Origin of the sequence: Methylomonas methanica (genome assembly GCF_001644035.1) — a bacterium.
In the GTDB taxonomy this organism is placed as follows: domain Bacteria; phylum Pseudomonadota; class Gammaproteobacteria; order Methylococcales; family Methylomonadaceae; genus Methylomonas; species Methylomonas methanica_A.
In genome coordinates this window covers 14,245-26,613 of the sequence record NZ_LUUG01000045.1, presented here as the reverse complement: position 1 = coordinate 26,613, position 12,369 = coordinate 14,245, and the positions used below count along the sequence as shown (strand labels likewise).

The 12,369-nt window shown below is 42.0% G+C and carries 13 protein-coding genes and 1 riboswitch; of the genes, 10 read left to right on the top strand and 3 right to left on the bottom strand.

Annotation, left to right across the window (positions count from 1 at the left end):
- Positions 1–117 precede the first annotated feature (117 nt).
- The 4 genes from A1332_RS03045 to A1332_RS03030 all read left to right on the top strand — a co-directional run bounded on the left by A1332_RS03045 (position 118) and on the right by A1332_RS03030 (position 4,383).
- Entirely contained in the window at positions 118–993 is an 876-nt protein-coding gene (locus A1332_RS03045; RefSeq protein WP_064007097.1) for an isocitrate lyase/PEP mutase family protein, read from the top strand.
- A 202-nt stretch (positions 994–1,195) separates the two neighbouring features.
- Complete coding sequence (locus A1332_RS03040; RefSeq protein WP_064007096.1) at positions 1,196–2,350, top strand: alkene reductase; 1,155 nt, start codon at positions 1,196–1,198, stop codon at positions 2,348–2,350.
- A 342-nt stretch (positions 2,351–2,692) separates the two neighbouring features.
- Entirely contained in the window at positions 2,693–3,085 is a 393-nt protein-coding gene (locus A1332_RS03035; protein WP_064007095.1) for a hypothetical protein, read from the top strand.
- Positions 3,086–3,795: 710 nt separating this feature from the next.
- Positions 3,796–4,383 (top strand): TetR/AcrR family transcriptional regulator, encoded by a 588-nt coding sequence (locus tag A1332_RS03030; protein WP_064007094.1) that lies wholly within the window; start codon positions 3,796–3,798, stop codon positions 4,381–4,383.
- A 164-nt stretch (positions 4,384–4,547) separates the two neighbouring features.
- Here A1332_RS03030 and A1332_RS03025 read toward each other — a convergent pair whose 3' ends face one another.
- Positions 4,548–5,012, bottom strand: coding sequence for an IS630 family transposase (locus A1332_RS03025; RefSeq protein WP_064007093.1), 465 nt, complete (start codon positions 5,010–5,012; stop codon positions 4,548–4,550).
- Between the two features lie 86 nt (positions 5,013–5,098).
- A complete protein-coding gene (locus A1332_RS03020) occupies positions 5,099–5,617 on the bottom strand; it encodes a winged helix-turn-helix transcriptional regulator (RefSeq protein ID WP_020481766.1) in 519 nt (172 codons plus the stop codon).
- A 544-nt stretch (positions 5,618–6,161) separates the two neighbouring features.
- On the opposite strand from A1332_RS03020, the gene A1332_RS25870 reads away from it, so the two are divergent.
- From A1332_RS25870 to A1332_RS26475, 5 genes are all read left to right on the top strand, one after another.
- Positions 6,162–6,293 carry a transposase gene (locus A1332_RS25870; protein WP_231890196.1) on the top strand — a complete coding sequence of 44 codons (132 nt, stop codon included), beginning with the start codon at positions 6,162–6,164 and terminating at the stop codon, positions 6,291–6,293.
- Positions 6,294–6,424: 131 nt separating this feature from the next.
- Positions 6,425–6,553: a hypothetical protein gene (locus A1332_RS26265; RefSeq protein ID WP_269454636.1), complete on the top strand. Its 129-nt coding sequence runs from the start codon at positions 6,425–6,427 to the stop codon at positions 6,551–6,553.
- Between the two features lie 48 nt (positions 6,554–6,601).
- On the top strand, positions 6,602–6,862 hold the full coding sequence (locus tag A1332_RS25865) for a hypothetical protein (RefSeq protein ID WP_231886510.1): 261 nt from the start codon (positions 6,602–6,604) through the stop codon (positions 6,860–6,862).
- Between the two features lie 302 nt (positions 6,863–7,164).
- Positions 7,165–7,491: an EthD family reductase gene (locus A1332_RS03010; protein ID WP_064007092.1), complete on the top strand. Its 327-nt coding sequence runs from the start codon at positions 7,165–7,167 to the stop codon at positions 7,489–7,491.
- Between the two features lie 43 nt (positions 7,492–7,534).
- Positions 7,535–7,786 carry a DUF1272 domain-containing protein gene (locus tag A1332_RS26475; RefSeq protein ID WP_082879502.1) on the top strand — a complete coding sequence of 84 codons (252 nt, stop codon included), beginning with the start codon at positions 7,535–7,537 and terminating at the stop codon, positions 7,784–7,786.
- Between the two features lie 514 nt (positions 7,787–8,300).
- Positions 8,301–8,466: riboswitch (FMN riboswitch) on the bottom strand.
- 100 nt (positions 8,467–8,566) lie between these two features.
- Here the strand turns inward: A1332_RS26475 and A1332_RS03005 are convergent.
- Positions 8,567–9,442, bottom strand: coding sequence for a LysR family transcriptional regulator (locus A1332_RS03005; protein ID WP_064007091.1), 876 nt, complete (start codon positions 9,440–9,442; stop codon positions 8,567–8,569).
- A gap of 586 nt (positions 9,443–10,028) precedes the next feature.
- Between A1332_RS03005 and A1332_RS03000 the strand changes: the two genes are divergently transcribed.
- A complete protein-coding gene (locus A1332_RS03000; RefSeq protein WP_064007090.1) occupies positions 10,029–12,260 on the top strand; it encodes a molybdopterin-containing oxidoreductase family protein in 2,232 nt (743 codons plus the stop codon).
- The last annotated feature ends 109 nt before the right edge of the window (positions 12,261–12,369 follow it).

Genomic DNA, 12,369 nt, shown 5'->3' with positions numbered 1-12,369 from the left:
ATCTATGACCGTTAAGGCTTCTCAGACCCTATTTGGGTAAGAGCAAGCACGACTGTTATTAGATCAATCAGCGGTAAACGTTATGCAGATCTGTTATTTAAAAAATAGGAGAACAAGATGAATATGAACGTCATACAACAAGAACACTATGAACAATTCAAAGCCCTTCACGAACGACCAGAAGGCTTCATTATGCCAAACGTATGGGATGGAGGATCGGCTCTGATAATGATGGATGCGGGATTTGAAGCGCTTGCAACATCCTCTGCTGCTTTGGCAACTACGCTCGGACGAATAGATGGAAGGCATGCAGTCAGTCGGGAAGAACACCTTGCGCACGCACGCCTCATAGTGGATGTCACCGGTTTACCGGTAAATGGCGATTTGGAAGATGGATTTGGGCCAGAACCTGAAGATGTTGCAGCTACCGTGAAAGCTGCAATCGCTGCGGGTCTCGCTGGGGTAGGCATCGAGGACACTACTGCTAATCCGGAAAATCCGATTCACGATTTCGATAAAGCAGTAGCTCGCATCAAAGCTGCTGCCAAAGTCGCCAAAGGTCGCATTGTGCTTACTGGTCGTACTGACAATTATATTCAGGGGCGGCCAGATTTGGATGACACAATTCGACGACTGACTGCCTTTGCCGAAGTCGGAGCGGATGTGCTTTTTGCACCGTATCCTTCCGATATTGACGCCGTGCGCGCGATCGTGAAAGCAGTGGCCCCCAAACCCGTCAATCTGCTGATCGGAACAATGCAAGGTATCGTGCCATGGGCGGAGTTACAAAAAATAGGAGTGAAACGATTGAGCCTAGGCTCACGGCTTTATGCCCGTGCTATTTGGAGTGCTTACCAAGCGGGCCTCGATCTGCTGGAAGAGGGAAATATCAATCAAGCAATCGGTAAAACTTCATCCACATCGATGAATTACGGTCACGAAATTATTGCCAAAAAAATAAGGCTTTCTACCGGTTTATGGGGGCAACCATAAAATATGGTGCAAGCCGATAAATGAAAATATTCAGTATTCGATTTAATACTATTTACAATTATTGAAAAATGTGATTCTGAGACGGATTCTATGTGAATAACTTTAAAAAACAAATGAATAAAAATATAACTAACTTTAGTTATTAGTGCTTTTATTTGAAGTTAGACAGACTATCTCAAAATAAAAAATCAGAGTAATTATTATGAGCATTCAATCTTCGAAAAAACTATTTAGCCCACTAAAAGTTGGCGATATCACTCTTAATCACCGTATTGTTATGCCACCAATTAGCCGATTACGTGCAAATTGGCCTAACGCTATACCGAGCAATATGATGTTAGAACACTATAGTCAGCGTGCTACCGAAGGTGGCTTGATTATCGCAGAAGCCACGGCCGTATCTGCTGAGGCACGTGCGTATCACACAGCTCCAGGTTTATATACGGATGAACAAGTACTAGGGTGGAAACGAATCACTGACGTGGTTCATGAAAAAAAAGGCGTGATATTTGTGCAATTATCTCATGCAGGTCGTGCTACAAATGCACTTTTGACCGAAGGAAAACTCCCTATAACCGCCTCTGTTAATCAAGAATTTTTACAGAATAAAAATATCGTGGTTTCGACTCCGAACGGCTTTGAGCTTCCTTCAGAACATCGAGCATTACAAACCAATGAAATTCCAAATGTTATTGAGCAATTCAGATACGCTGCAGAAAATGCGAAAAATGCAGGTTTTGATGGTATAGAGATACAAGCAGGTCAAGGTCATATCATCGAACAGTTCTTACAAAATAAAAGCAACAACCGGATTGATGAGTATGGCGGATCTATTGAAAATCGCGTACGTTTACTTACAGAAATACTTGAATCAACCATCAGTGTTTGGGGGCAAAATCGTGTTGGTGTGCGTATTTCACCAAGTAGTACCTTTAATGGTATGGGAGACAGCGATCCGCGCGCCTTGTTTCGTTATCTAGCTAGTCGGATGAATAATTATGCCTTGGCGTATCTTCATATTATTGAACCTCGCATTAGCGGAGCGGATACAATAGCCGAAAACCAAGATGCCATTGCGACAAAAGAATTACGTGGTATCTATGAAGGTATTATCATTTCTGCCGGTGGTTTTACACCTGCAACCGCAGAAAATGCAATCGACAACGAGATTGCTGACTTGATTGCTTTCGGCAGACATTTTACTTCCAATCCTGATCTTCCCAACCGAATTTTCCACGACTTACCATTGACGCATTATGATCGGAATACATTCTATGCATTCGATGCCAATGGGTATACAGATTTTAGCGTTTATGATTTCTCTAAAGGCAATCAAAAGGCATCAGTTGAAGTTTGACCTGCAATAAAAACTGATTTCAATGAAGTTGATTGCAGAAAATGGTACTAAAATCGGGTAGTAAAAATAATTGTTTTTATTACCCGATTCCAGGTGATTATTTCTATTTCTAATGAAAAAAACAGCCGCGTCATTTGAATTACCTAAGGAACCTATGAAAAACGCCCATTTTGAGCGGCAGTTACTGTCAAAGTGGGTCAAAAACTTCAATATACGCTCGATTTTTGATCAAAACAGCGGTTGTTCTCTACATAAACTGTACCGATTGGTATAGAATGTAATTTCTGGCAGATACGTTTTCCACGCGTCTGCGATTTTATTGATTTGATTAAGAGGTAATTCATGAATATTTTGCTGTTGGGAGCGGCTTTTTGCATAGCCGCTTTGATCGTATCCGCTTGGATAATGACATTTGCTCGTTGGTTTCCAATTGAAGGTATAGATGGGAAGTTTTTAGTTGATTACAAGACAATGATCCGAGCACATATAGATTATGCTTTGATGGCATTATTTAATTTGGGATTTTACGGTATCGGGATTGATTTGCCGGTGTTTGCTTGCTGGTGCGTAGCAATTGGAGGTTTTGCTAATCCGACGGTTTTTACTATAGCAGCTTTTGATCCTGATTTTTGGAAAAAGAAACATTGGCGTTTATATACTATATCTTCATTCCTGATAACAACAATTGGATTTTTAGGCATAGGTTATGCACTATTAATTAATGGCGTTAATTGAAATTAAAAAACTAGACAGTGCTCTTTTCAAAGATACTAAAATTTACAGTTAATATAATATTTTTTTATTTTAAATATTCCTATTGAAATTTAGAATTAATTTTATATACAACTTTGCTGCATAAATTTATAAGAAAACGAAAACTCGAGACTACAACCAATATTTGAAGTTGCGAAACTCAATGCTGTTATAAGTTGATTAAGAGATAAGCGATGAAATTCAATAATAGAATGTCGTAGCATATAAAATAATACTTCTATTAGCTAACTTCTAAAGCGTACCAATTTATGAAACAGAACCTTGTTGAAATTGAATCATGCATTTCTTCGCAACACTCTTTTAGAAAAAATGTTGCAATTGGGCTTTTAACGATCTCTAAAGTTGTGAACTACTGCAAACGCTGCGTTAGCGAATTAAGATTGAACGGTCTCTGAAAGCTGCAGAGCCGGTAGGTTTTTCGACTAGGAAACTGCAAAGTATCGCGAAATGGCGTGGCGTCGTTATGGGAGAGCCAAAGCTTTGATCCCCTTGCTGGGTCAAAGCCGATGTGACACGGACAATCTGGGGCGTTTCAGGTAATCACGTGGCGGTGTAGGCGCGATTGCTAGTCAGGAATGGCTAGCAATCTTTCCCGCCGGAAGCCGACACTCGCCAGAAATAAGACAAGATAAAACAATTAAATAATTTTAATATGCACAGCTTTAATTATTATGAATGAAAATAATGCACTAAAAAACCATATCTTAAATGTAGCGTCTGATCTTTTTTATAAAAAAGGAATCAAATCTACAGGTGTAGATGCTATAGTTAAAAGCTCAGAAGTTGCCAAAATGAGTTTTTATAAATATTTCCCATCAAAAAATGACTTAATAAAAGAATACTTAGAAAAAGATTGTAAAGTGTTAGAGTATAGATTACGTGCCGAATTGCAGAAAAAAAATATATGCACTGAAAAAGCGCTTGCAATATTTAGTTATTTTGCCGAACTATCTTCCATGGAAGGCTATCGTGGATCAGCTTTTATTAATGTCTTTATTGAAACATCAATGGACCTTGAATTTATTAAAGATCAATCCCTAAAGTTTAACAGTACACTCATAAAATTATTTTATGAGCAGCTTAATTATGATTTCTCTAAAGATGTTTCAACAAAAATGGCTGAACAATTCACGCAGTTACTGATTGGCGCTATAATTCAAGCCCAAATGAAAAATAGTTGCGATCCTGTATTATTTGCACAATCAACTGCTAAAGAGTTGATTGAGAAAAATTATGCGGAAAATTGTTACTGCTCCTGAAGAAAGTATTGTCACATGCCAGCATATTGACACTCTGGGTGTTTAAAGAAAGATTTCACGACTTGGGGGAGTTTCTGTAATCGATGCATGGCGGATTGAACGAGTTTCTTTAATTAGATTTTATTTTCCGGCATCTGCTTGGCGATGCGCGGTTTGATATGGCCTCAGACCTGTTCGTCCGGATTGAGTTGTGGCGCGTAGGGTGGCAGAAAAACCAACTGCAACCGGCCTTGCTGTTGCTCCACAAATGTTTTAACGCTCTTAGCCTTGTGAATCGGATGGCCGTCGACGACCAAGATGATCGGTTGTTCGGCACCGCGTAGTAGACGTTTCAGAAATTCGATAAACACCTCGGCGGTGACGTTGCATTCTTGCACCATGAAGCGAAAATCGCCTCGCGCGCTGACCGCCGAGATCAGATTCAATCCATATCGACGCCCGGTCATCTTCACGGTCGGCGTCCGACCCACCGGCGCCCAGGTCGTACCGGCATGAAAGTCAGAACGAACGCCGGCTTCATCGGCAAAATAAATCACCGCACCCGTGCGTTTCGTTTCAGCCTTCAATGCCGGAAATTCGTCGGCCTGCCACTTTTCCACCAAGACCGGGTCCCTGCGGTAATCTCCCATTTTTAAGCAAATTCAAAAGTAGAGGTTATGCGGCCGGGCTAATTTTTGTTTCGGTGTCACACTATGGTTATCTTCTGTCTTAATTTTTATTTTGCAGCATTCAGTGGAATGCCGCGCTCTTTAAGACGCTTGATTTTACCTGGCGAATTAGCTGGTCCGCCTGCATAGATGATTTTAGTGAAGTCGATCTCTTTACCAGTTTCTCGATCCACGATAATGGGAACGACTTTTTTGTGCGTCTTACTATCAACCAGCTGCGTATCAATACCATTTGGCGAAGCATGCTTGTTGCCCCACATCATGATGATAGCCAATACTGGCAAGAAATCCTTACCAATATCTGTAAGTACATATTTTGCGCGAGGCGGATTATCTTGGTAGATTTCTTTTGTCAACAGTCCTTCTCCGACCAACGCAGACAGGCGTTTGCTCAGCGTAGCAGGGGGAATTTCGAGGCTATTCTTAAGCTCTTCATATTTTGATAGGCCATTACTCAAGTCACGAAGTATCAAAAGGCTCCAAGAATCTCCAATTTTGTCAATCGATCGAGAAATAGAACACATATCACGGTGTTTTTCACATAATGCGTTATTTTTTTCATTCATAAATTCTCCTTAATTGACTACTTGATCAAATTTATCAATCACAGAAGCATACTACATTCAAAAAGTGAAGTCAATATAGATATTGGCAATAGATTCATAATATATAGTAAGTTTATATCGTGAAGTTACTAACGATATGAGTCAGTTTGATTAGAAAACTTCTGATTAATTCGTAACATTGTCATTGTTCTATAACAAAATCAATTCCTTGCACATAAAACGGTCTTAAAAAACTGAATTAATAAGCGATATAATTTAGAGAGTCAGTCCCCGCTTTGGAGATGACGCGCATGGAACAATACGAGCAGCTCAGTTTCACTGATGCCGAATACAACAACAAAGGCAAAGTCATGCGGCGAGAAAAGTTTCTCAATCAACAAGGACACTTATTGCCGTGACAGGTGATGATGGCGGTGATTAAGTAACTATATGTATCAGGCAAGGGGTGGGGCGTAGGCCGTTTTGAATGCCATGCGACATGTTCGCTTGGCACGGATTGTTTACAACTACCCCGACCCTGGCATGGAAGACGCGTTGTACGAGATTGATTGAATCGTTGCAGCGCTTTTGCGGTATTCGACTGGACGCTGTGCCGTATGAAAGCCCGATTTTGCAGTTTAGGCATTTACTGGAGCAGCGCAGTTTGACCGAAGAAATATTCCAAGCCATCAACTAAATGCTGAGTGAACGCCCGCTGTTTTTAATAACCGGCATCATCAATGCCTGTCTGATTACTGCTCTGATCTTGACCAAGATCAAAAGCCAGTCGCGCGATCCCGAGATGCAAGCCGGCAAGAAAGGCAATCAATGTTTTTCGTCAGCAAATTCCAAATTGGCGTCGACCACGAGATCGGGCTGGTACATAAGTTCAAAGTCACCTCAAGGCATGTCAGCGACATTGCCGAAACCGCGTCTTTACTGCATGGCGAGGAATAGTTTATAGGCAGCGATGCCGGTCATCAAGGCTTGGACAAACGTCCGGAAATGCTTATCGAAAATGCACCGTTTTGTGTGATCGTGGTGTGCCTTGGCAAACTGGATACGCTAACGAACGACGATTGTGCGCAGGTTCAGCGACTGCGTCAGACCCTGAGCGAATTGGAGAGCGTTAGAGCCAAGCTTGAGCATGTATTGCAGGACATTAAAATCCGCTTTGGTTACGCCAAAATTCGCTGTCGGGGCGTAGCCAAAAACGCCGCCTGTTTGACCTTTCTGACAGCTAATTGCCAATGTCATCCGGGGTGATGGCTATGAACGTCGGCGTATTATTGCATCAGAAATTCAAAAATAGGCTCAGAAAGAGGCTTATTTTGGGAAAAAACAGGCCGTTTTGATGGAAAAATGGTCGAATATTGAAATTATTTTACGGAATTCTAAATTAATATCGTTCAAAACGGCTGTTTTTTAGATGCGCCTTAAGTTTATAATTATTCGCTAACTTTTTGACTTGTATTGATAAAACCTATTTTTTTATAGGAAAAAATTATTTTACAAATGGCGAGATTGGATTCTAATATAAATTGACTTTTAACTCTTTTGGAAAATTTATGAAACAGTCAAAATTAATTGTGATATATCCAGTTCCTAGTAATTTAGAAGATTTCGAGCGTCGTTATGCTGAAGAGCATATACCAATGGCAATTGAAAAATTAGTCGGAAAAACGAAAGTTGTTACTTCACTAATAACCTCTAATGTTAATAACGCGCCAGCAAGGTATCATCGTGTAGCAGAGATTTATTTCAATTCAACTGCTGATTTAATAGTATGTTTAGGCTCACCTGGAGGCCAAGAAACTGCGGCTCATGCTATTGAAATATCGAGTGGCGGAGCGCCGTTATTTTTAATGGCGGAAGTGGAAGTTATCGATTTTTAGAATGGGTATAATTATGTGGAAATTACTATTTTAGGAGTATGTTATGCTAGAACTCCGACCCAATTGCGAATGTTGCGATAGAGATCTTGCTGCTGATTCATCGGAAGCTATGATCTGTAGCTTTGAATGCACTTTTTGTCGAGAATGTGCAGATACCAAACTGGGAGGGCGTTGCCCAAATTGTAATGGCGAATTTCAACTTAGACCAATTCGTTCTGTCGAGCTATTAGAAAAATATCCCGCTTCTTCAGTACGCATTTATAATCCGCAAGGATGTGACCCGAATAATGAATAAAAAAGATGCACGAATCATTAAACCTATAGTCGGTTTGCTGAATCTGGCCGAGTAATGGAGTAACGTATCTAAAAGCCTACAAAGTCATGGGGGCTGTCGCTAGATACGTTTTATCGCTGTGAAACGGCAGTAGAATCGGGAGATGTCGACAATCTATTTGATAATGATAAAAGCCATTGCCAGTCAAATCTGAAAAATCGGGTTGACGACGTCACCGAACTAGAAGTGTTGTCTTTTGTGCTGGATTTTCCTGTTTACGGTCGATTACGCATCATTAACGAGTTACGTAAAGCGGGGACGACTTTCGTATCGTCGAGTGGGTTGCGTAACTAACACGCCCTGGCTTCGTTGTAACGCAGCCAACGCGTTTTCTAGATGTTGGTGCGCATCATCGTAAAGTCTGATTCATGGTAATGCTCCGAAAAAAGTTATGGAAACACCAGGATCAGGGCTGAAAAAAAATTAACGAGCAAGAATAAATCTTCCAAACACGGTATGTGAATGGGCCACCTTACGCTGTACTCTTTTATTCAGACTATCACCGTCGGCGTCGGCATCTCACCAGATCTGCTGACCTGGATTTCCAATTTCGGAAACTACGGCGCTCGCGGATTCCCCGGATTCCCCGGATTGGCCTGGATACCGTTGGTGGGGAATTTCGCCCCGCCCTGAGTACAATCACCGTCATTTAAAGAGAAGTAGGCAGTGTCGCCAAGGTAAATAAGCTCTACTACTGGTATTTATGAGTTCGGTTTTATTGCCAAATATCGAATACGAAGGTCAAAAATTCACGCGTATTTTTTCCAGTAGCTGATTAACTTCAGGGTTTGCTGTCGATGATGGTTGAAAAAAAACTTGTACTGTGCGAAGTATTTCAGGATCGGACAGATAACGAAAATTAAGGTTGTCCGCTTTTTTGGGTATGGTGAATTCAGGCATCAATGCTATACCGATTCCGGCCCGTACCATACTCAATATCCATTCCTCACTATTACTCCTGTATGCGGCATAAAGATTGATTTGTTTATCTTGACAGACGTTTCGTAACTCTTCGCGTAACTCGCAGTTGAGACGATCAAGGTAGGGTTCTTGCTGAATCGCTACCAAATCGATTCGCTCAAATTGATTGAAACGGTGTTTGTCGTTGAAGACCACCACATAGCGTTCTTCATAAAGCTTTAACGAATGATAGTGTCCAATCGGTAGCGTGCTTGGTGCGCTGATGACCAAATCAAGAGTATCGTCATCGAGTAACTTCAACAAATTGCTTTCGCAATCCACTATCAATTCCAACTCTACATGTGGCCGCTCTTGCTGAAAGTCAGTAAAAAAAGGACTCAAATATTGCGCAGAAATGGTATTCATTACGCCGATACGCAACGGTACTGTGTTCAAACGATTGAATCGAATGGCATCGGCTTTGATACTTTGCGTTTCGCGAAATATTTGCCGCATGGTTGGCTCGACGAAACGTCCCAGAGGTGTAAGTTGGCAACCGCTACGATCTCGAATAAACAAATCGCCGCCTAGCTCTTCTTCCAGTTTCTTTATTGCTTGTGTCAGGGAAGGTTGTGCCACATAGGTCGATTGCGCTGCACGGGTAAATGAACTCTTATCACAGACTGCCAGAAAGTAACGTATTTGTTGTATTTCCATGTTAGTGTCCATTGAATAGGAAAAATCTATTATTTCATGGAAAATAGAATTTTGCTAATACAAGCCTGAACAATGCGACGAGTTCTCTTCTAGACATTAATCTGAAAGTGAAAAAGTTGAGACAGAAATGCTTCAATGCTCAGATTAGAGAGTGATGTTTTCGACAATATCGGTGTGATCCAAACTTAGAAATCACTGAACTGTGAAGATATAAAGAATTAAAAAACCAGGAAAACTGTCGTCGGCATTGAGTTGTAGTGGATAAAGTCAGGTGAATTTACTTAAAACTGCGCGAGCAGGTGTTAACTCTAACTATCAATGAAAACCTCACCAAATAAAGAGCGTGGAAAGATTGGTTATACCCTGAAAAGTAACGGGTCATTTTGTTAAATGGTAGTTTGGTTTTTGTATCATTTCTTTATGTATAGGTTGCATCTATTGATCGATAGGAAATTGGTATTTAACAATCTTGTGGAGTTACAGTAAATTTTAGCCAACTGCTACATCTCGACTCTCTATTAGAAGCGTTAACCATGCCTAGTAGAGGCGATTGATAATCAGTAAAAACAAGTTTAAGAGGCTAAAAATGAGCAAAGAAACGAAATGGGTCATCTGCAGTACCTGCGATATCAATTGCGGACTTCTTGTCACCGTTGAAGACGGTAAGGTGAAATCGATCAAAAAAAACCCAGATCACCCCCTTACTCCGAATTCGATCTGCATCAAGGGAGCTAACGCAAATAAATACATTACCCACCCAGACCGATTAACGCATGCGCTGAAAAGAGTCGGTGAGCGCGGCTCGGGTCAATGGGAACAAATTAGCACGAAACAAGCTTTAGATGAAATTGCCGATAAGATGAAGAAGTTGATAGCCGAAGATGGGCCGGAAACAATCGGCAGCACTTATGGTTGGAGCTCTAATGCTGGTGCGGCCTCACGAAGATTTATGAACTTACTGGGGAGTCCGAACTGGACTTGGACGGGATACGTGTGTTTAGCCAATTCCACAGTGCCCAGTAAAGCGACTTACGGTTTTTGGCAGTTTCCAGACTTTCATAATACCAAATGCATCGTACTTTTAGGCCACGCTCCGGGACCGCAAAGATGGACGGCTGAGTATCTGTGGATTAAGGATGCCCTGGATAGAGGAGCAAAACTAATCGTTACAGATCCACGCCGTAATAGCTACAGTGATCAAGCGGACATTTTTCTGCAAGTTAAACCTGCTACGGATAGCGCCTATTTACTGGCCTGGATCAATGTGATCATCTATGAAGACCTCTATGACAAAGAATTTGTAAAAAAATGGACGGTTGGTTTTGAACAACTCACTGAAAGAGTGAAGGATTACACTCCGGAGTGGGCGTCAGAAATAACTGGAGCACCAGCGGATAAGATTCGTGAGTCTGCCCGTATGTATGCTACTACTGGTCCGGCTGTGATCCCCTGGGGAGCAGTGCCTGATCATCATGCCAATAGCACTCAGACTTTGCGAGCCTTAACCATATTGAGATCCATCACCGGTAATCTCGATGTACCCGGAGGCGAATTGTTGATGGGGTACCATCCGGAAATTTCATCGGATGATGAATTCGAACTCAATGAGAGGCTATCTCCTGAACAACGCAAGAAACAACTCGGTGTAGATCGCTTTAAGCTCTTGAGCTGGGAAACACTCGAAAAGACTGGTCCAGCAATGGAAAAGGTCTGGGGCAAGAAATATTCAAACCAGGTATCCGGCGGCGCAATGGCGCATCCTGCAAGCATGTGGGAGGCAATGAAAACTGGCAAGCCTTACCGCTTGAGGGCACTTATATCGCAATGTAACAACACCTTAAACAGTTACCCCAACACTACTCACATTTACGAAGGGTTGATGAATCTGGATCTGTTAGTTGTCATGGATCTTATTAAGTCACCCACGGCCCAAATCGCCGATTATATTTTGCCGGCCACCCATTGGCTGGAAAGGCCGAACTTGTTTAATTACTGGGATTGGATTCCAATCTATCAAGGAGGAGAGCAAGCGGTGGAGGCGCCAGAAGAGTGTATGCACGACTGGATGTTATGGCGTGAGCTTGGCGTCCGTCTAGGACAGGAAAAAGATTGGCCATGGAAAAGCATGGAAGAGGCCTACGATGAACGGTTGGCACCAGCAGGTTTAACATGGCAAAAATTATCAACCCAAGATCGAGCGTCTGCCCCTGAACTCGGTTTCAAGAAGTACGAACAGACAGGCTTTGGCACTCCTAGCGGGAAAGTCGAGCTCTATTCAAGCATTTTCGAAGAGCTTGGTTATGATCCGTTACCAAGCTGGATTGAGCCACCGGATAGCCATGTAAGGAAACCTGAGTTGGCTAAGTCGCATCCATTGACTTTTTTTACCGGGATGCGAGAAAACTATTGGTTTCACAGTTTTGGCCTTGGCCGGTCTATTAAAGAGCTGCGTGGTCGTGAGCCGGACCCTCGTATGCAAATTCATCCTGATACGGCGTACGATTTGGACCTGTCGGATGGAGATTGGGCATGGGTGGAATCAACTAGCGGAAAAAGAATAAAACTCAGGTCGTGGCTCAGCAACGACACGCATCCTAACGTGGTCAGGGTTCCTCATGGCTGGTGGTACCCGGAAACAACAGGAAGTGAAGAACCAGGAGCGGCGTTATCGAGTCTCTGGAAATCGGCGGATGCGGTCATCCTTCATGACTCTGACGAATACTGTGATAAAGAACAAGGTAACTTCCAACTCAGAGGACTGGCTTGCAAAGTTTATAAAGTGGAGGACGGAACAGAAGGGACAAGTTATGCAATATAAAATTTTTGTAGCACGTACAGGGTAATCAGACTTAAAAGTAGCTTTAAACAAAGCTTTGATAAAGAAGATGAGAGCTATCATTTCGATTTGAATGATAGCCTCTATTCAC